This is a genomic window from Mycolicibacter icosiumassiliensis (assembly GCF_900078685.2).
GTDB lineage: Bacteria > Actinomycetota > Actinomycetes > Mycobacteriales > Mycobacteriaceae > Mycobacterium > Mycobacterium icosiumassiliensis.
This window is the reverse complement of sequence record NZ_LT546166.1, coordinates 926,092-945,069: the sequence shown is the minus strand read 5'-3', so window position 1 is coordinate 945,069 and position 18,978 is coordinate 926,092. Positions and strand designations below refer to the sequence as shown.

The window sequence follows — 18,978 nt, the reverse complement described above, 5'->3', positions numbered from 1 at the left end:
GGAGACCCGAATTGAGTCACGCAACCGTCGATCCCGCCGAGCAGCCCTACCGGGCCCGCAGACAGAACTGGGTCAACCAGCTGGATCGGCACGCGCTGATGAAACCGGATGCTCCGGCGCTGCGGTTCCAGGGCCAGACCACCACCTGGTCGCAGTTGCGTGATCGGGTTGGCGCGCTGGCCGACGCCCTGAGCCGCCGCGGGGTCCGCGCCGGTGACCGGGTGATGATCCTGATGCTCAACCGCACCGAGTTCGTCGAGTCGGTGCTGGCCGCGAACATGCTGGGCGCGATCGCCGTCCCGGTCAACTTCCGGCTCACCCCGCCGGAGATCGCCTACCTGGTCACCGATTGTGAGGCCAGGGTGCTGATCACCGAACCGGCGCTGGTGCCGGTCGCCACCGGTGTGCGCGAGCTGACCGGACTGCTGGACCACGTGGTGGTAGCCGGCGGTTCGGTCGGTGAGGGACTAATTGGCTATGAAGACCTGATCGGCGAGAGCGGCGAGCCGCACGCGCCGGTCGACATTCCCAACGATTCACCGGCCCTGATCATGTACACCTCGGGGACCACCGGGCTGCCCAAGGGAGCGGTGCTCACCCACACCAACCTGGTCGGCCAGACGATGACCGCGCTGCACACCGCCGGCACCGGCACCTCCGACGTGGCCTTCATCGGGGTGCCGTTCTTCCATATCGCCGGCGTGGGCAACCTGCTGCCCGGCATGTGGCTGGGCATCCCGACCGTCATCAACCCCCTGGGTGCGTTCGACGCCGGCCAACTGCTCGACGTGCTGGCCGCCGAGCGGGTCACCGGCATCTTCCTGGTGCCCGCCCAATGGCAGGCGGTCTGCGCCCAGCAGCAGGCCAACCCGCGCGACATCCGGCTGCGGACCATGTCGTGGGGCGCAGCGCCGGCCTCCGACGCGTTGCTTCGGCAGATGGCGGAAACCTTCCCCGGCACCAAGATCCTGGCGGCCTTCGGGCAGACCGAGATGTCGCCGGTGACCTGCATCCTGCTCGGCGAGGACGCCACCAGAAAGCTCGGTTCGGTCGGCACGGTCATCCCGACCGTCTGCGCCCGGGTCGTCGACGAGCAGATGAACGACGTCGCCGTGGGCGAGGTGGGCGAGATCGTCTACCGGGCGCCCACCTTGATGAGTGGCTACTGGAACAACCCGGCGGCCACCGCTGAGGCCTTTGCCGGCGGCTGGTTTCACTCCGGCGATCTGGTTCGGATGGACGAAGAGGGCTACGTCTGGGTGGTCGACCGCAAGAAGGACATGATCATCTCCGGCGGCGAGAACGTGTACTGCGCCGAAGTGGAGAACGTGTTGGCCGATCACCCCGACATCGCCGAGGTCGCCGTTATCGGCCGCCCGCACGAGCGATGGGGCGAGGTACCGGTGGCGGTCGCCGCGCTCTCGCGGGAAGGTCTTACCCTGGCCGACCTCGACGATTTCTTGACCCAGCGGCTGGCGCGCTACAAGCACCCCAAGGCGCTCGAGATCGTCGACGCCCTGCCGCGCAACCCGGCCGGGAAAGTGCTCAAAACCGAACTGCGCATTAACTACGGGAAGCCTCAGTGATCCGAGTAGGGCAGCGCGCCAAGCGATGCCGGCGGAAACGGCGATGTGGGAGGTCGGGGCAGGTTACTCTCCGGTAGGAAACTAGCGTAGGTTCCACTCATTCGATGACGCTCTCACCGAGCCATCAGGTATTGTCCGATGGTCGCCAAGGGCACTTCGGGCCGATAAGGTGACGCAGGTCTCGCTGAACGACAGACGGGAGAAGACACTGTGCGACGCGGTTCCTTGCTGGGTCGTGCGGCGGGATTTCTGGTGAGGGGGGTGACATGACGGCTCCAGCGCGTCCCCGGGTGACCGACTTCCTCCGGGATCGGATACTGCCGCCGCTGATCATGGTCGGCGGATTCTTCAGAATGTGTGCCCTGACCGCCCGTGCGCTTTTCGTACGCCCGTTCCAATGGCGTGAGACGCTGCAGCAGGGCTGGTTCATCACCAGTGTCGCCATCATTCCGACCATCGCGGTCGCCATTCCGCTCACCGTGCTGCTGGTCTTCACGCTGAATATCCTGTTGGCGCAGTTCGGTGCTGCCGACGTTTCCGGCGCTGGAGCGGGCATCGCAGCGGTCACCCAGCTGGGTCCGCTGGTCACCGTGCTGGTGGTCGCCGGCGCCGGGTCCACCGCGATCTGTGCCGACCTGGGTGCCCGCACCATCCGCGAAGAGATCGACGCGATGGAGGTGCTCGGCATCGACCCGGTCCATCGACTGGTGGTGCCCCGGGTGATCGCCGCGACCGTGGTGGCGCTGCTCCTCAACGCGTTGGTGATTGTGATCGGCTTGACCGGCGGCTTCCTGTTCGGCGTTTACCTGCAGAACGTGTCCGGCGGCGCCTACCTGTCCACGCTGACTCTGCTAACCGGGCTGCCCGAGGTGATCATCTCAACGGTGAAAGCCAGCGTGTTCGGACTTATCGCCGGCTTAGTCGGTTGCTACCGAGGACTTACCGTCCGCGGCGGGTCGAAGGGCCTGGGCACGGCCGTCAACGAAACAGTCGTGCTGTGCGTGCTTGCGTTGTTCGCCGTGAACGTGGTGCTGACCACCATCGGCGTGAAGTTCGGAACGGGGACCTGACATGTCGACATCGACAGTAGTCCGGGGCCGCTTTCCCGGGCTGGTTGCGAACTACCAGCGTTACGTCGGGATGGCCGGCCGCGGGCTGGAAAGGAGCGGTCGGCTCGGCTGGTTCTCGCAGACCGCCCTCCGGCAGATCCCGTGGGCGCTGCGGCGGTACCGCACCGAGACGCTGCGTTTGGTCGCCGAATTGGGCATGGGCACCGGCGCCATGGCCGTGATCGGCGGCACCGTCGCCATCATGGGCTTCGTGATGCTGGCCGGCGGCTCGCTCATCGCGATCCAGGGCTTCACCTCGCTGGGCAACATCGGTGTGGAGACCTACACCGGTTTCGCCGCGGCCCTGGTCAACGTCCGCGTGGTCGGCCCGGTCAACGCCGGTATCGCGTTGGCTGCGACGGTCGGGGCGGGCGCCACTGCCGAACTGGGCGCGATGCGCATCAGCGAGGAGATCGACGCCCTCGAAGTGATGGGCATCAACTCGATCGCCTACCTGGTGTCGACCCGCGTGGTGGCCGGTTTCACGGTGATCATCCCGCTGTACGCCCTCGCGCTGATCATGGCGTTCGCCGCACCGCAGATTGTCACCACGTTGTTCTTCGGGCAGTCGTCGGGTACCTACGACCACTACTTCCGAACGTTCTTGCGGCCAGACGACGTGTTCTGGTCGTTCGTTGAAACCATCTTGATCGCGGTGGTGGTCATGGTCACGCACTGTTATTACGGGTTCAACGCCAGTGGCGGTCCGGTCGGCGTCGGCGCCGCCGTGGGCCAGTCGATGCGCCTGTCCCTGATCACGGTGCCCACAGTGGTGCTGCTCGCAGCGTTGGCGCTCTACGGCGTCGACCCCAACTTCAACCTAACGATGTGACGCGCATGGCAACCGGGAAGCAGAGCAACGTACATAACCCGCCGTTCCGGCTCGCGGGCATAGTGACCTTCGCGATCCTCGCGCTGATCGGGGGGCTGGTCTATGGCCAGTTCCGCGGTGCCTTCACCAAGACGACGTCGCTGACGATGGTGGCCCCGCGCGCCGGCCTGGTGATGGATCCGGGTGGTCCGGTGACCTACAACGGCGTTCAGATCGGGCGCGTCGCGGCGATTGCGCCGACGGAGTACGAGAACAAGCCGGCCGCCAAGTTCACCCTCGACGTGAACCCCAAGTACATCAAGCTGATTCCGTCCAACGTCAAAGCCGACATTCTGGCGACCACGCTGTTCGGCAACAAGTACGTGTCGCTGACCGCACCGGAGCACCCCGCCCGGGAACGCATCACCACCAAGAGCATCATCGCGACCTCGGTGACGACGGAGCTCAACACGCTGTTCGAGACCGTCAACAACCTGTCGGAACACATCGACCCGATCAAACTGAACCTGACGCTGCACGCCGCGGCGGAGGCGTTGACCGGGTTGGGTGACAAGCTCGGCGAATCACTGGTCAACGGCAACGCGATCCTCGACGACGTCAACGCGCGGATGCCCTCGTTCCGCCGCGACCTCAAGGGCTTCGCGAACCTGGGCGAGGTCTACGCCGACGGAGCACCGGATCTGATCGGCTTCTTGGACAGCTCGAGCGTCACCGTCAAGACGATCACCAACCAGCAGAAGGAACTGGACGCCGCATTGCTGGGCGCAGCCGGGGTGGGCAACCTCGGGGCGGACGTCACCCAGCGGTTCGGTCCGTACTTCCGTGCGCAGTTCTCCGACCTGGTACCGGTGTCGGCACTGCTGGATGAGTACAGCCCGGAGTTGTTCTGCGCCATCCGCAACCTCGCCGAGGGCGCACCCAAGGTCTACGAATTCCTGGGCGGCGACGGCTACGCGCTCGACACCGTCAGTGAACTGGTCGGACCGGCCAACCCGTACATCTATCCCGATAACCTGCCGCGTTACAACGCCCGCGGCGGCCCCGGCGGTGCGCCGGGCTGCTGGCAGGAAATCACCCACGACTTCTGGCCGGCGCCTTACCTGGTGGCCGACACGGGAGTCAGCCAAGCGCCGTACAACCACTTTGATACCGGATCGCCCCTGGCTATTGATTACGTCTGGGGTCGCCAAGTCGGGGATTACACGATTAACCCATGAACATCACCAGAACCGCCCTCAAACTCGGCGCCGTCGGCTCGGTGCTGCTGCTCTTCACGGTCGGACTCGTCGTGGTCTTCGGGCAGATCCGGTTCGACCGGACGGCCCGCTACTCCGCCGAATTCAGCAACGCCAGTGGCCTGCGCCAGGGTCAGTTCGTCCGCGCCTCCGGCGTGGAGATCGGCAAGGTCAAGAGGGTCCGGCTGGTCGACGGCGGTCGTCGGGCAGTGGTGGACTTCGACGTCGACCGGTCGCTGCCGCTGTTCCAGTCGACCACCGCACAGATTCGCTACTCCGACCTCATCGGCAATCGTTACCTGGAGCTCAAGCGGGGCGACGGCGAAGGTGCCGACCAGCGGTTGCCCATGGGCGGTTTCATCCCTGCCTCCCGCACCGAGCCGGCGCTGGACCTGGACGCGCTGATCGGCGGTTTCAAGCCGGTGTTCCGGGCGCTGGACCCGGAAAAGATCAACACCATCGCGTCGACCATCGTGACGGTCTTCCAGGGCCAGGGCGGCACCATCAACGACATCCTGGAACAGACCGCTTCGCTGACCGCCCACATCGCCGACCGGGATGCGGCCATCGGCGAAGTCATCAAGAACTTGAACGTGGTCCTGGACACCGCGGTTCGGCATCGCCAGACCTTCGACGAGACGGTCGACAACTTCGACAAACTGGTCAAGGGGTTGAACAACAACGCCACCGGCTTGGCGAACGGCACCGCGGAATTCGGTAACGCCGCCGGCAATCTCGCGGATCTGCTGGCCGACAACCGGAAGCAGCTGCACAGCATCTTCCCGGTGGCGGGACCGGAGCCGGCGGACCGGCTCGACGATGTCGACCAGCTGCTGCAGAAGATTCCCAAGGCGTTGAAGCTGATCGGGCGCACCGGTGTTTACGGTGACTTCTTCAACTTCTACATCTGCGACGCGACCATCAAGCTTCCCGGATTGCAGCCAGGCGGACCGGTTCGAAACGTCCGGTTGTGGCAGCAACCGACGGGGAGGTGCACGCCCCAGTGAGAACTCTGGAACCGCCCAACCGGGCACGGATCGGCATCATCGGCGTCACCACACTGGCGTTGGTAACCCTGGTGGGTCAGACCTTCACCTCGGTGCCGATGCTCTTCGCCGAGCCGAGTTACTTCGGAGAGCTCTCCGACACCGGCGGCCTGACCGCCGGCGACAAGGTGCGTATCTCGGGTGTGGACGTCGGCAAGGTCCAGGACCTGTCGATCGCTGGCGACCATGTCCTGGTGAAGTTCTCGGTCGGGGCCAACCCGATCGGCAGCGACAGCCGAATCGGTGTCAAGACCGACACCATCCTGGGTAAGAAGGTGCTGTCCATCGAGCCCAAGGGCGAGCGCCGCATCGCGCCGCAGGCAGTCCTGCCGCTGGGACAGAGCACCACGCCCTACCAGCTCTACGATGCGGTCTTCGACGCCACCAAAGCCGCGTCCGGCTGGGACATCGACACGGTCAAGAAGTCGCTGAAGGTGCTGTCCGAGACGGTCGATCAGACCTACCCCGACTTGAGCGCCGCGCTCGACGGCGTCGCGAAGTTCTCCGACACCATCGGCAAGCGGGACGAGGAGATCACCCACCTGCTGGCACAGACCAACCAGGTCGCAAGTGTGATCGGCGACCGCAGCGGCCAGATCGATGCCCTGCTGCGCAACACCCAGACCCTGTCGGCCGCGGTCAACCAGCGCAGCCAGGCGATCTCAGCGTTGCTGGGCAACATCGCCTACTTCGGCGAGCAGGTCCAGGGCTTGGTCCGTGACAATCCGGGCCTGGATCTGAACCACGTGTTCACCGAGGCCTCCAACATCACCGACATGTTGGTGCGGCGCCAAGATGACCTCAGGGAAATGTTCACCATCCTGGGTAGGTACCTGACGATCGTCAATGACGCGATCGCCTCGGGCCCCTACTTCAAGGTCTCGACGCTGAACCTGATCCCGTACTGGATCCTGCAGCCATGGGTCGACGCAGCGTTCAAGAAGCGTGGCATCTCGCCGGAGGAATTCTGGCGCAACGCCGGCCTGCCGGAGTTCCGCTACCCCGACCCCAACGGGACCAGGTTCGCCAACGGTGCGCCGCCACCCGCGCCGCAGGTGATCGAAGGCACCCCCGAGCACCCGGGCCCGGCCGTAGCGCCCGGATCGCCGTGCTCCTACGCACCTGCCGCGGGCATGTTCCCGACCCCGGGCAACCCACTGCCGTGCGCCAACCTGGACCCGAATGACGGCCCGTTCGGACACAGCGGACCGTACCCGGGCCCGACCGATGTGTTGGTCTCGCCGGCAAACCCGGACGGCATCGGGTCGTCGCCGGGAATCTCGATCGCCGGTCGTCCGGGCGAGACACCGCCGTTGGTGCCGGGCACCCCGGTTCCGATGCCCGACGCCAATCCCGGCGGGCGTTCCGAGCCCATGGGCCCGGTCGCCGGCCCGGCTCCTGCCAACCCGGGCGCGGCACCGCCACCCGGACCCAGGGCACCCGGTCCGCCGGCACCGCCCGGACCGGGCAACCAATTGCCGGCGCCGTTCATCGCTCCCGGTGAAGGCGGCAACAGCCAGCCCGGTGGCGGCGGCGGCTCGCTGGAGGGAAGGTAGCCAGCCATGAGCACGGTCTTTGATATTCGCAATATGCGACTGCCGGAGCGGTCGCGGACAACGGTGATCGTCGGGTCACTGCTGCTGGCACTGGCGCTGGTGGCCGGCTTCGGGGGAGTGCAGCTCTTCCGCAAGCTCAACAGCACCTCGGTCGTCGCGTACTTCCCGCAGACTGACGCGTTGTACCCCGGTGACGCGGTGCAGATCATGGGTGTCCGGGTCGGAGCGATCGACAAGATCGAGCCGGCCGGCGACAAGATGAAGGTGACGCTGCACTACAACAGCAAGTACAAGGTGCCCGCCGACGCCAAGGCGATCATCTTGAACCCGACTCTGGTCGCGTCACGGACCATTCAGCTGGAGCCGCCGTACCGCGGTGGGGCCGTGCTGGCCAACAAGGCGGTGATCCCGGAGGACCGCACCGAGGTCCCGGTCGAATGGGACACGCTGCGCAACGATGTCACCAACATCATCAACAAGTTGGGTCCGACGCCCGAGCAGCCCAAGGGACCGATCGGCGACGCCATTGAATCGTTCGCCGATGGACTGTCCGGCAAGGGCCAGGAGATCAACACCGCGTTCGACAGCCTGTCGGACGCCCTGACCGCCCTGAACAAGGGCCGCGGTGACTTCTTCGCGGTGGTTCGCAGCCTGTCGTTGTTCGTCAAGGCGCTTGACCACAACGACCAGCAGTTCGTCGCGCTCAACCATGACCTGGCCAAGTTCACCAGCAACCTGAACAGCACCGACCAGGCCCTGGCAACGGCTACCGACCAGTTCTACGCCACCATGACGATCGTCAAGGCGTTCTTGAACCAGAACGCCAAGCCGCTGGTGAAAAGCATCAACAACGTTGCCGAGGTGACGACGGCCATCACCCAACCGGATGCACTGGACGGCTTCGAGACCTCCCTACACATCCTGCCCAACGTGCTGGCCGGTGTGGACGAGATCTACCACCCGGCGCAGGGCATGGTCCTGGGCTCCCCGGTCATCGTGAACTTCGCCAACCCGATGGAGTTCATCTGCAGTGCGATTCAGGCCGGCAGCCGCCTGGGCTACCAGGACTCTGCGGAGCTGTGCGCGGAATACCTGGCACCGGTTGCCGACGCGATCAAGTTCAACTACCTGCCGTTCGGTATCAACATCTGGACGAGTGCCTACACCACGCCCAAGGAGATCGCGTACTCCGAGCCGCGGCTGCAGCCGCCACCGGGCTACAAGGACACCACCGTCCCGGGAATCTGGGTGCCTGACACCCCGACGTCGCACCGCAACACCCAGCCGGGCTGGATCACCGCGCCTGGAATGCAGGGTGTGGAGCCCGGTCATGACACCGCGCGACTGCTGACCCCGGAATCGTTGGCGCAGTTGATGGGTGGACCCGACCCCGCTCCGGTCAACTCGCAGTACCAGACACCGCCCGGTCCGCCTAACTCGTATGACGAGTCCGCCGGCCCGCTGCCGTTCATCGGCCAGCCGCCTGGGGTGGCGCCGATAGCGCCGCCGCCGCCGGGACCGAACGTGATTCCGGGGCCGGTGGCACCGCTGCCGCCGCGAGGTAACGGCTGATGAGACGGAGGACAGCGATGAACACGGTCAGCCGCCGCGGCTGGCAGGCGCTGGTGCTGCTGATGGCCGCACTGACGCTGAGTTCTTGCAGCAGCTGGCGCGGTATCGCCAACGTGTCGTTGCCGGGTGGTCCGGGTAGCGGCCCGGGTGCCTACACGGTGTACGTCCAGGTGCCGGACACCTTGGCGCTCAACGGCAACAGCCGGGTCCTGGTCGCCGACGTGTTCGTCGGCGCGGTCGAGCGGATCGAGCTCAAGAACTGGGTCGCCACCCTCAAGCTGAGGCTGAACAAGGACGTTCACCTGCCGCGCAACGCCACGGCGAAGATCGGCCAAACCAGCTTGCTGGGTTCGCAGCACATCGAGTTGAGGGCCCCGGAGCACCCGGAGGGTGAACTCCGCAACGGCGACACCATCGGGCTGAGCAATTCGTCGTCGTACCCGACGATCGAGCGGACCCTCGCGGGGCTGGCGCTGCTGCTGCAGCGCGGTGGGTTGTCGGACCTGGACACCATCACGACGGAATTCGCCGCTCTGTCCAACGGACGGGCCGACCAGATCCGCGCGTTCCTGACCAAGTTGGACACGTTCATCGGCAGCCTGAACGACCAGCGTGAGGACATCACTCGGGCGATCGACTCCGGCAACCGGTTGCTGAGCTACTTCGGTGCGCACAACGACAGCATCGAGAAGGCCCTGACCGACTTCCCGCCGTTGTTCAAGTACTTCAACGCGCAGCAGGCGGTCTTCATCAACGCTGTCGACGCACTGGGCGCGATGGGCACACAGGTCAATCAGCAGATTGCACCCGCGCGGTCCGACCTGCACCAGGTGCTGACCTCGATGCAATGCCCGGCACGGGAACTGCGCAAGGCGTCGCCGTACCTGCCCGACCTCATGCAGGTGATGATCACCGCGCCGTATCACGTCGACGGTGCCTTCAAGGCCGTCCGCGGTGACTTCATCAACACCTCGCTGGTGGTCGACCTCACCTACGCGTCCATCGACAACGCGATCCTGACCGGCACCGGTTTCTCCGGGATGCTGCGGGCGTTGGAGCAGTCCTTCGGCCACGACCCCGAAAAGATGATCCCGGACGTTCGGTACACGCCGAACCCGGCTACCGCACCCGGCGGTCCATATGTGGAAAGGGCTGACCGGAATTGCTGAAACCTCAGATCAAGCGTCAACTGGTCATCTTCAGCGTCCTGACCGCTGTAGCTCTGTTGGTGTTGGGCGTCTACTACCTGCGGTTGCCCACCTTGGCGGGCCTGGGCCAGTATTCGCTCAAGGCCGATCTGCCTGAGGCGGGTGGTCTGTACAAGACCGCAAACGTCACTTACCGCGGCACCATCATCGGTCGCGTCACCGGCGTCGAACCGACCGAGACCGGTGCGCAGGCGACGATGCAGATCTCTAGCAAGTACAAGATCCCTGTCGATGCCAGCGCCAACGTGCACTCCGTGTCGGCGATCGGTGAGCAGTACCTGGATCTGGTATCGACTGGTAACCCGGGTCAGTACCTGAAGCAGGGACAGACGATCACCACAGGCACGGTCCCGGCAGCGATCGGGCCGGCGCTGGACACCGCCAATCGTGGATTGGCGGCGTTGCCGACCGGCAAAATCTCGGCTCTGCTCGACGAGACCGCGACGGCGGTCGGCGGTTTGGGCCCGTCGCTGCAACGTCTCGTCGATGCGACGCAGGCCATCGTGGGCGACTTCAAGACCAACCTCGCCGATGTCGACGACATTGTGGAGAAGTCGGCGCCGATCATCGAGAGCCAGACTGGGTCCAGCGACTCCATTCACCAATGGGCGCGCAACCTGAACGTGCTGGCCAGTCAGGCGGCCAGCCGAGATGACACGGTCAAACACATCGTCTCGGAGCTGCCGCCGCTGATCGACCAGGTGCACACGGTGTTCAGCGAGACGAAGGACTCGCTGCCGCAGGTGATGGCCAACATGGCGATCCTGACCGAGATGGCCAAGCGCTACAACCGGAACACCGAGCAGGTGCTGGTCTTCCTGCCCCAGGCCGGCTCGATCATCCAGACCGTGAGCTCCACTTACCAGGGCCGGGCGTCAATTGGCGTTGCGCTGGGCGCATTCCCGGGACCGATCTTCCCGGTGCCGGTTCCGGGCCTGAGCCTGAACTCACCACCGCCGTGTCTGACCGGCTATCTGCCGGCATCGGAGTGGCGGGCGTTCGCCGACACCAGCCCCGCAGAGCTGCCGGATGTCTCCTGCCGGATTCCCCAGGACACCCCGGCAAACAACGTTCGCGGCGTGCGCAACATTCCGTGTGTGGACGTGCCCGGTAAGCGGGCCCCCACCCCGAAGGAATGCCGCAGCGACAAGCCGTACGTCCCGCTGGGCACCAACCCGTGGTACGGCGACCCGAACCAGATCCGGACCTGCCCGGCGCTGGGCGCGCGCTGTGACCAGCCGGTCGAGCCGGGTCACGTGATTCCGGCGCCGTCGGTCAACACCGGCCTCAACCCGCTGCCGGCGGATATGGTGCCGGGGACTCCCCCGCCCACCAGTGACCCGCTGTCCCGGCCGGGGACGGGTAGCGTGCAGTGCAACGGGCAACAACCGAACCCCTGCATCTACACCCCCGGTGGGGGACCAGCCGGGATCTACAATCCGCAGAGTGGCCAGGCGGTGGGGCCAGACGGCGTCGAATACTCCGTCGAGAACTCGATGAACTTAGGAGACGACGCATGGAAGGGGATGCTGGCGCCGTTCCGCTGAGCACGGACGAGGACCAGCAGACCGCAGATACCGAGGCCCTGGACGCTGAAGACGCGGTGGCGGAGACCGAGCCGGAGGTTCCGCAGGAGTCGACCGACTCGGAGGCGGTAGCCGCCGAACCGGCGCCGTCGCGTCTAGGCCGTCGCCAGCAGGCGGGTATCTGTGTGCTGTTATTGCTGCTAGCTGCGGGCTTGGTGGCCGCCGGACTGGTCGGCCTTCGCGACCACGCCGCGAGCCAGGCGATGGCCCGGGACAACGCCGAAGCCCTGGAGGCGGCCAAGTCCTGCGTACTGGCGACCCAGGTCCCGGACCCGGGCGATGTGTCACTGTCCCAGCAGAAGATGCTCAACTGCGCTGCCGGGGAGTTCCGTACTCAGGCAACGCTGTACGCCCAGATCCTGCCGCCTGCCTATCAGGCGGCGAAGGTCCACGTTGAGCTCACCGAGATGGGTGCCGCGGTAGAGCGCAACAACCCGGACGGCTCGATCGACATCTTGGTGGCGTTCCGCGTCAAGGCCGACAATATCGAGGCAAAGGGCAAAGAGATCGGTTACCGACTGCGGGCCCAGATGGTTCGGGACGAAGGGCAGTACCGAATCGCAAAGCTCGACCAGGTGGCCAGGTGACCGACACCGTGACCGTCGCGCCGCGTCCGGAGCCGACGAGGTGGCGGGCCCGCGTTACGGCGCTCGCGATCGACCTGCTGCCGGGATTGGCTGTCATGGCGAGCGTCGGCGTGCTCGCCCTGTGTTTCCCGTCCGGCAGTGTCGGGCGGTGGACCGCAACGGGGATCGCCGGGTTGGCGTTTCTGGCGACCGCGGCCGGCCGATTCCTGCTGCCTACGGTTACCGGTTGGAGCCTGGGACGCGCGGTCGCCGGAATCGACGGGGTGCGTGGTGATTCGGCGGGTAAGCCACCGCCGCCGGCAAACGTGCGAGGTGCCGCGGCCGCGGTGTTCGTGACGGCCGCCGCCGTGAGCCTCGTCGCTGCTGCCACGGCGTACTTCGCGGTCTACCAAAACGACCACAGATCGGACCGGGCCAAGGCCGAGATCGCCAGACAGGGTCCAAAGATCGTGGCGGACATGTTGTCCTACGACCCGGAAACATTGCAGGCCGACTTTGATCGGGCCCAGTCGTTGGCCACCGAGAAGTATCGCCAACAGCTGGTTCCCCAGCAGGACGCGATCCGTGACGCCAAGCCGGTGCCGAACTTCTATCGGGTGACCGATGGCGCGGTGGTCAACGCCGCCCCGGATCGCGCCACCATGCTGCTGTTCTTACAAGGCCAACGCGGCACGCCCGGCAAGGAGCGGCTGATCAGCGCAACTGTCGAGGTGGCGTTCGTGCAGACCTCGGGAACCTGGCGCGTCGACAATCTTGATGTCGTCAGTAAGCCGCTGCCCGCCGAGGGGGACCGATGAGTCCGCGCCGCCGTGTCTCCAGCGAAGCGCCGCCGCTCTTCGTCGATCAGGCGGTCCCGCGGCTCCGACGGCTGCCGCGGGTGATCGCGAGTGCGCTGGTGGTCACCGCTGCCGCCATCGCGGCCTGTTCGTGGACCTTGTTCACCCATGAACAGCACCTGCGTGCCGAGCGCAAGGACAACGAGGCGCTGGTCGCGGTCAGATCGTTCATGACGATGTTCACCTCGCCGGATCCGTTCCACGCCAACGATTACCTCGCCACTGTCATGGACCACGCGACCGGTGATTTCGCGAAGCAATACCAGGAAAAGGCCAATCAGATTCTGGTCGCGGTGGCGCGTAGTGAGCCGACCACCGGGATGGTCAGGGCCGCTGGTGTCGAGCGGTGGAACGACGACGGCAGTGTGAGCATGCTGGTGGCCGTCGAGAACAGCGGTAAGTCACCGGACGGGAAGCGTGATGTCAAGGTGGCAACCCGCTGGCTCGCGACAGCGCAGAAGGAAGGGGACCAGTGGAAGATCAGCAATCTGAACCAGGTGCTGTGACCGACGTGTCCGCCGGGGCGCAGGTCGATCCGGAGATCGATCCCAAAGCTGAACCTACGGACGACCTCGAACCGGCCGCCGATGCCACCGAGGTGGAATCCGAGACCGAAGCCGAGAACGAAACGGTTGAGGCCGCTCAGGCGGCGAAGAAGCGTCCGGGTCGGCCCAAGTTCGTTGTGCGGCTTGCGGTTGCGGTCTCGGCTGCGGCATTCGTGGGTGCTGCCGCGTTCGCCGGTGCCGCAGCTTATCCGTATCTGATCGACCGGGCAGAGGTGGCGACCAAGATCGACATCGCCAGGACAGCGGCCAGGGCGATCCACACGCTGTGGAACTACACCCCGGAAAACATGGACTCCCTTCCGGATCGGGCCGCGGTCTATCTCAGCGGCGACCTGGAAGCCCAGTACCGCAAGTTCATCGACGCCATCGCGGACAGCAACAAGCAGGCGAAGGTCTCCGACACCACCGAGATTGTCGGGGCGGCCGTCGAGACCCTCGACGGCCCCGAGGCCACCGTGATCGTGTACACCAACACCACGGCAACTACGGAATTGAGCAAGTCGATTCCGCAGATTAAGTACTTGACCTACCGGCTGTTCATGAAGCGTGACCAGAACCGGTGGGTGGTTACCAGGATGCCCACGATCACCTCGCTGGACCTCACCCCGCGTCTGCAGGGCTAGCGCAGGCCGGGCGGAGGTAGCGGGAAGCATGCCGATCGCGTCGCCGTTGTCGCAGCGGCGCACCGTGGTCGCCTTGCTGCTGCTGACCTTCGCCACCGGCCTGGTCGACGCCATCAGCGTCTTGGTGTTGGGTCGCGTGTTCGTGGCGAATATGACCGGCAATGCGATCTTTCTGGGATTTCTGTTCGTGCCGGGGACCGGTTTCGATCTGGCGGCCGCGATCGTCGCGGTAGGGGGATTCCTTCTCGGCGCGGTCATCGGGGGGCGGCTGTTTCGGATCTTCGGGGAGCAGCGGCCCCGGCACTGGCTCACGATCGCACTGGGCATCGAGGCGATGCTGCTGCTGGTGCTGGCCGCGCTGGCAGGACTGGGTGTGTTGAGCTATTACGACAGCAGCAAGCTGCTGTTGATCCCCGGACTCTCGGTCGCGTTCGGGGTGCAGAACTCGACCGCCCGCCAGTTCGGCATCCAGGAGCTCTACACCACGGTGCTCACGTCGACGATCGTCGGTATCGGGGTGGACAGCCGGCTGGCCGGTGGGACTGGTGAACGTGAAAAGCTGCGTTACGGCGTCGTTTTCGTGATGCTCATCGGCGCTGTCATCGGCGCTACACTGACCCGCATTGTGGTGGCGCCGGTCATCGCCATGGCAGGGGTGGTGGTGCTGGTGAGCCTGGCGCTATTCCGGTACGGCTAACAGCGCTGAATGTCGAGGCGCCGCTCAGGACCCGCCGTACTCCGGGCGCAGGATCGAGCTCAGCGCCGATAGGGGGATGTGTGCCTGGACGTTGCCGCCATCCATGTACCACTGCATCTGGTTGTACTGGATCGGACTGTCGTGGCTGACCGGGTAGTCGGGCATGTACAGAATCAGCTCATCGGGGGTGAGGGCCCACGATCGGTAGCCGCCGGAGAAGACCTTGTCGGGTGTGAAGCGCTCCGGGACGAAGGGGTAGTCCCCGGGTCGGTGTTCCCAGAACGCCCGATCCAGCGCCTCCACGATGTACGGCTCGCCCAGCTGCGGGATCATCGCCAGCGGGTCGATCCCAGGCTTGGTGATGTCGGCCAATTGCAGTTGCCGCCCGCCGGCGCCCATATCGAACGTGAAAGTCCGGTAGGCGTTGTTGATGTACGGGCCGTCGGAGTGGTAATCCTCGTGGAAGACCGCGGTCAACGCGTTGCCGTGCTGGAAGGTTTCGTAGTTCTCGTTCCCCCAGCTGTCGGCGACCATGGAGGCGCCTTTACTGCGCCAGTTGGTGAACAGCTTCGACAGGTAGTCGCGGATCGGGGGCCCGGCGACCGGGTGGTCAACCAGATCCCCGGGCACCGCCATCCGGATATAGCGGGTAGCCAGCCGCTCGGAATGCACGTCGGTAGTGCAGTACTGCCCGTCCCAGCTGCCGCCCAGCCCGCTGCAGAACGACGGCGCTGAAGCGCCGGCGACCGGTGCCCCGGGCACCGTAGCCACCGCAAGTGTCGCGGCGAGCATGCCCGTCGATAGCCGGGTCGCCCACATAGCCAGCCTCCTAAGGCAATTCGACTTTGCTCGCCAGCCACCGGCCGTCGACATTCTGCATCGTCATCTTCATCCGGGTGCGGTCTACCCGCGGGTCGGGACGCGTGGTGTTGGTGATCGTCTGGTCGACCATCAACAGCACCACAACGGTGTCCTTGGAGCCGGACTGCACGGCCGACTCCACCACCGTGCCGTGTGCAGTCGCCTTGTTGTCGATCAGCAGCTGCCGCAGTTGCACGCTGGCCTTGGTATAGGTGTCCTTGAACTCTCCGGTCGCACCGTTGAGCACCGTGGCGAAATCATCGTCGACCTTGTTGGCGTCGATACTGGTCAACACCTGGGCATAGTCCACCGCCGCTTGGCGTCCTGCTGTTTCCGCTGCGGCAACCCGATGTTGTTGCCACAGCACCCATCCCAGGCCGACGACCAACCCGAACACTGCGAGATACGTGGACGCGACTGCCACGGTCGGCCAGGGGACCCGACGCTTGGGCGGCGGTGCTGCGGCCGTCTCCGCCGGGGTGGCGTTGTCTGTCTCCTCGACGGCCTTCGATTCCGGCTCAGCCGCAGTGGATTCCACGTCCTCGGGGGCGGACTCGGTGGTCGGTTCATCGGCGGTGCTCACCGCAACATCTCCTTGAGCATTAACGAGGCGGTTCGATCAACAGCGGCGGGCCGCCGTACGGGGTCGGAATGGTGTAGCGGCCCTTGGGCGTCGGGTCGGTGGTCGCCGAAAGGTCGGCGCCGGGAGGCGGGCCCGCGGTGTCGTCTCCCGGCGGCCGTGGGGCATTTGCGGCGCCCCGGACCAGCACCGACTGATCGGTGTCGCGGCAGTAGCCGTACAGGAAGGGTTCAGGGTAGTCCGCGGCCGACGGGGGACGACGTGGCGTGCCGTAGTCGCAGGTGTAGCGCGGGTAGATGTCGACGGTTGCCCAGAGCCCGTCCTCGCGGATGGCTGTCCCGATGGCCTCCATCGTCGAGCCTCGGTAGTTGGGGAACAACGCGTTGAGGGCCGGGGTCCGGACGTAGAGCAGCTGAGCCGCGGTGACGAGGTTGCCGAGCAGTCCGACCATGGTGTCGGAGTTGTCGTCGAACAGCCCGTCGACCGATGACAGCATTCCGGGCGCCTGGTCGACCAGCCGGTGGTAGCCGCCGATCATCGGGTTCACGCCTTTGAGCACCTTGTCGAGGTTGTCCGACGTCGCGGCCAAGCCGTTGTTGACGTCACTGAGCATGGTCAGGACCACTCGGCTGGATTTCAGCAGGCTCACCGTCTCCGGCAGTACCGAATCGAGGGTGGCCAGCAGGAAGGAGCCGCCGTCGACGATATCGGTGAGCTTCTGCGGGCCCTCGTCGGACAGGCTGAGTTCCTTCTTGATCAGTTCGAGTTTGCGCGTATCGGTCTGTGCCAGCATGCCGTCCGCGTCGGCGAGCAACTGTGCCATCGGAATCGGGGTGGTCGCGCGGTCGCGTGAGACCACACTGCCGGCGGACAGAAACGGTCCGGAGGCCGACAGGGGCTCGAAGTCGATGTACTGCTCGCCGGCGGCCGACAGGCCGGAGACCCGTACCGCGCTGGCGGCCGGAATCTTTACCGTCGAGTCGATATTGACGACCGCGTCGACGCCCGCCGGTGTGATGCGCAGTGACTCGATCCGGCCCACCGGCACGCCGCGTACCGACACATCCTGATTGGTAAGCAGTCCACCGGAGTCGGGCAGCGCGATCGTGATCTGGTAGGTCGATCGCGTCGGGTTGACCCGCAGCGCGCCCACCAGCAGATAGGCGACCGCGACCACCAAGGTCATCGCCAACGCGAGGCTGGACAGCAGGTTCTTCCGCCGGTAGCCGGCCCGGACCAGGGCCACGATGTGGCGACTCAGTGCGTCGATCACGGTGTCGGCCCCGGACTCGGCGGGCCGGGCTCGGCAGCTGCCGCGTCGGCCTCAGACGGCATCGGAGGTATCGGCGGACCGACCACCATCCACGGTGCCTGCCCCATGTCGGAGTCCGGGCCGCGACCGACCACGCGTTCCTGCAGCCGCTACAGCGTGTACTTGATCGAGCCCGCCAGCTTGGCCCAGTCGTAGCGCTTGGGGCCGTGGAACACCGGGTCGCCCTTGAACCCGGCGTCGGGCATCGACCCCCACACCAGGCGGTCGATGCTGGCGTGCACCGATGCGCCGCCGTTGGGCATCATCTTGATGAATGGGGCCATCATCCGGTTCAGGGCGAACAGGCTGGTGCTCGGGTCGGTGGCGACGTCATTCCACGCACCGGCCAGTACGTTGGCGTCCTTGATGAAGCTGTGCCCGGAATCGTCGGTCCCGGCAATCGACGGGAACCGGGCCAGCTGTCGGCTGGTGGCACCCAATTGCTCGACCAGATCGGCGATCTGGCTGGTGTTGTCCACCAGGGTGTCGGTTGCCGGCCCCGCTGCGTTGAGCACGTCGGTGAGTGCGGCGCTGCGGGAATCGAGTTGGTCGGCGAGCCGGCTGGTCTCGCGCAGGGCCGTCTCGATCTGGCCGGAACGGGCGTTGAGTTTGGCCAGCAGATCGTTGGACTGGTTGATCAGCTTTCCGAACGCTTTGCCCTGGTCGCCGGTCGCCTTCCCGGCGCCGTTGACGATGTTGGTGAAGTTCTGCACGGCACCGCCGTTCACCAGCAGCGCCGCCGAACTCAGCACGGACTCCACGGTGGCGGCCGAAGTGGTGGATTCCAGCCCGATGAAGTCGCCGCCCTTGAGCAGTGGTGCCGAAGGGTCGACGGAGGCCGGCGGCTTGATCGCCACGAATACGTCACCGAGCGGCGTGGCCGACCGCAATTCAGCGGTGCTGCCCAACGGAATCCGGACACCGTCCATGATGCGCAGCGTGGTGACGGCGGTGTAGTTGCGGGCGACCATCGATTCCATCTGGCCGACGTCGGCACCGGAGAGCTTCACCTTGGCGTGGCCGGGCAGGTTGAGTGCGTTGGCGAACACCGCGGTGATCAAATATCCCCCACTGCCGATCCCGGGCGCCGGCAGCGGCAGGCTGTCCAGGCCGCTGGTGCCGCAGCCCGCTGCCGACGAGGCGATGACCGCACTGCACAGCAGCGACATGGCTGTCCGCGGTGCCC

17 protein-coding genes and 1 pseudogene are annotated in these 18,978 nt (G+C 65.8%); 14 read left to right on the top strand and 4 right to left on the bottom strand.

Going from position 1 to position 18,978, the window contains the following annotated elements; translation table 11 throughout:
- The first annotated feature begins 11 nt into the window (after positions 1-11).
- The 14 genes from fadD5 to BN4346_RS28090 all read left to right on the top strand — a co-directional run bounded on the left by fadD5 (position 12) and on the right by BN4346_RS28090 (position 15,039).
- A complete protein-coding gene (fadD5, locus tag BN4346_RS28155; protein WP_067968998.1) occupies positions 12-1,586 on the top strand; it encodes a fatty-acid--CoA ligase FadD5 in 1,575 nt (524 codons plus the stop codon).
- A gap of 266 nt (positions 1,587-1,852) precedes the next feature.
- A complete protein-coding gene (locus BN4346_RS28150) occupies positions 1,853-2,656 on the top strand; it encodes an MlaE family ABC transporter permease (RefSeq protein WP_067968996.1) in 804 nt (267 codons plus the stop codon).
- 1 nt (position 2,657) lies between these two features.
- Positions 2,658-3,527 (top strand): ABC transporter permease, encoded by an 870-nt coding sequence (locus BN4346_RS28145; RefSeq protein ID WP_067968993.1) that lies wholly within the window; start codon positions 2,658-2,660, stop codon positions 3,525-3,527.
- Positions 3,528-3,532: 5 nt separating this feature from the next.
- On the top strand, positions 3,533-4,744 hold the full coding sequence (locus BN4346_RS28140; RefSeq protein ID WP_067968991.1) for an MCE family protein: 1,212 nt from the start codon (positions 3,533-3,535) through the stop codon (positions 4,742-4,744).
- Complete coding sequence (locus tag BN4346_RS28135; RefSeq protein WP_067968988.1) at positions 4,741-5,769, top strand: MCE family protein; 1,029 nt, start codon at positions 4,741-4,743, stop codon at positions 5,767-5,769. The genes BN4346_RS28140 and BN4346_RS28135 overlap by 4 nt, the downstream gene beginning before the upstream one ends.
- Positions 5,766-7,364, top strand: a complete 1,599-nt coding sequence (locus BN4346_RS28130; RefSeq protein ID WP_067968985.1) for an MCE family protein — start codon at positions 5,766-5,768, stop codon at positions 7,362-7,364. The genes BN4346_RS28135 and BN4346_RS28130 overlap by 4 nt, the downstream gene beginning before the upstream one ends.
- Positions 7,365-7,370: 6 nt before the next feature.
- Positions 7,371-8,936 carry an MCE family protein gene (locus BN4346_RS28125; RefSeq protein WP_067968982.1) on the top strand — a complete coding sequence of 522 codons (1,566 nt, stop codon included), beginning with the start codon at positions 7,371-7,373 and terminating at the stop codon, positions 8,934-8,936.
- 17 nt (positions 8,937-8,953) lie between these two features.
- The gene (locus BN4346_RS28120) at positions 8,954-10,105 is read left to right on the top strand and encodes an MCE family protein (protein ID WP_067968978.1); all 1,152 of its coding nucleotides are present in this window, start codon (positions 8,954-8,956) and stop codon (positions 10,103-10,105) included.
- Positions 10,099-11,691, top strand: coding sequence for an MCE family protein (locus tag BN4346_RS28115; protein ID WP_067968975.1), 1,593 nt, complete (start codon positions 10,099-10,101; stop codon positions 11,689-11,691). The genes BN4346_RS28120 and BN4346_RS28115 overlap by 7 nt, the downstream gene beginning before the upstream one ends.
- Positions 11,661-12,317, top strand: coding sequence for a hypothetical protein (locus BN4346_RS28110; RefSeq protein WP_067968972.1), 657 nt, complete (start codon positions 11,661-11,663; stop codon positions 12,315-12,317). The genes BN4346_RS28115 and BN4346_RS28110 overlap by 31 nt, the downstream gene beginning before the upstream one ends.
- A complete protein-coding gene (locus tag BN4346_RS28105) occupies positions 12,314-13,114 on the top strand; it encodes a hypothetical protein (RefSeq protein WP_067968970.1) in 801 nt (266 codons plus the stop codon). The genes BN4346_RS28110 and BN4346_RS28105 overlap by 4 nt, the downstream gene beginning before the upstream one ends.
- The gene (locus tag BN4346_RS28100; protein ID WP_067968967.1) at positions 13,111-13,659 is read left to right on the top strand and encodes a mammalian cell entry protein; all 549 of its coding nucleotides are present in this window, start codon (positions 13,111-13,113) and stop codon (positions 13,657-13,659) included. Before BN4346_RS28105 ends, BN4346_RS28100 begins: the two co-directional genes overlap by 4 nt.
- Positions 13,626-14,342, top strand: coding sequence for a mammalian cell entry protein (locus tag BN4346_RS28095; protein ID WP_407695054.1), 717 nt, complete (start codon positions 13,626-13,628; stop codon positions 14,340-14,342). The genes BN4346_RS28100 and BN4346_RS28095 overlap by 34 nt, the downstream gene beginning before the upstream one ends.
- Before the next feature lie 28 nt (positions 14,343-14,370).
- The gene (locus tag BN4346_RS28090) at positions 14,371-15,039 is read left to right on the top strand and encodes a YoaK family protein (protein ID WP_067968961.1); all 669 of its coding nucleotides are present in this window, start codon (positions 14,371-14,373) and stop codon (positions 15,037-15,039) included.
- A gap of 24 nt (positions 15,040-15,063) precedes the next feature.
- Here the strand turns inward: BN4346_RS28090 and BN4346_RS28085 are convergent, their stop codons facing one another.
- The 4 genes and pseudogenes from BN4346_RS28085 to BN4346_RS28070 all read right to left on the bottom strand — a co-directional run bounded on the left by BN4346_RS28085 (position 15,064) and on the right by BN4346_RS28070 (position 18,961).
- Entirely contained in the window at positions 15,064-15,858 is a 795-nt protein-coding gene (locus BN4346_RS28085) for a mannan-binding family protein (protein ID WP_067968958.1), read from the bottom strand.
- A gap of 10 nt (positions 15,859-15,868) precedes the next feature.
- Positions 15,869-16,483, bottom strand: coding sequence for a YfgM family protein (locus tag BN4346_RS28080; RefSeq protein ID WP_067968953.1), 615 nt, complete (start codon positions 16,481-16,483; stop codon positions 15,869-15,871).
- Positions 16,484-16,502: 19 nt separating this feature from the next.
- The gene (locus BN4346_RS28075) at positions 16,503-17,753 is read right to left on the bottom strand and encodes an MlaD family protein (protein ID WP_067968950.1); all 1,251 of its coding nucleotides are present in this window, start codon (positions 17,751-17,753) and stop codon (positions 16,503-16,505) included.
- Positions 17,750-18,961: pseudogene (locus BN4346_RS28070) on the bottom strand (MCE family protein). The gene BN4346_RS28075 and the pseudogene BN4346_RS28070 overlap by 4 nt, the downstream one beginning before the upstream one ends.
- Positions 18,962-18,978 lie beyond the last annotated feature (17 nt).

Bases quoted from the DNA above. Each gene is read 5' to 3' on its own strand.
- BN4346_RS28150 (WP_067968996.1), top strand. From the start codon at position 1,853: ATGACGGCTCCAGCGCGTCCCCGGGTGACCGACTTCCTCCGGGATCGG.
- BN4346_RS28085 (WP_067968958.1), bottom strand. From the start codon at position 15,858: ATGTGGGCGACCCGGCTATCGACGGGCATGCTCGCCGCGACACTTGCG.
- BN4346_RS28140 (WP_067968991.1), top strand. From the start codon at position 3,533: ATGGCAACCGGGAAGCAGAGCAACGTACATAACCCGCCGTTCCGGCTC.
- BN4346_RS28125 (WP_067968982.1), top strand. From the start codon at position 7,371: ATGAGCACGGTCTTTGATATTCGCAATATGCGACTGCCGGAGCGGTCG.
- BN4346_RS28135 (WP_067968988.1), top strand. From the start codon at position 4,741: ATGAACATCACCAGAACCGCCCTCAAACTCGGCGCCGTCGGCTCGGTG.
- BN4346_RS28120 (WP_067968978.1), top strand. From the start codon at position 8,954: ATGAACACGGTCAGCCGCCGCGGCTGGCAGGCGCTGGTGCTGCTGATG.
- BN4346_RS28145 (WP_067968993.1), top strand. From the start codon at position 2,658: ATGTCGACATCGACAGTAGTCCGGGGCCGCTTTCCCGGGCTGGTTGCG.
- BN4346_RS28100 (WP_067968967.1), top strand. From the start codon at position 13,111: ATGAGTCCGCGCCGCCGTGTCTCCAGCGAAGCGCCGCCGCTCTTCGTC.
- BN4346_RS28090 (WP_067968961.1), top strand. From the start codon at position 14,371: ATGCCGATCGCGTCGCCGTTGTCGCAGCGGCGCACCGTGGTCGCCTTG.
- BN4346_RS28110 (WP_067968972.1), top strand. From the start codon at position 11,661: ATGGAAGGGGATGCTGGCGCCGTTCCGCTGAGCACGGACGAGGACCAG.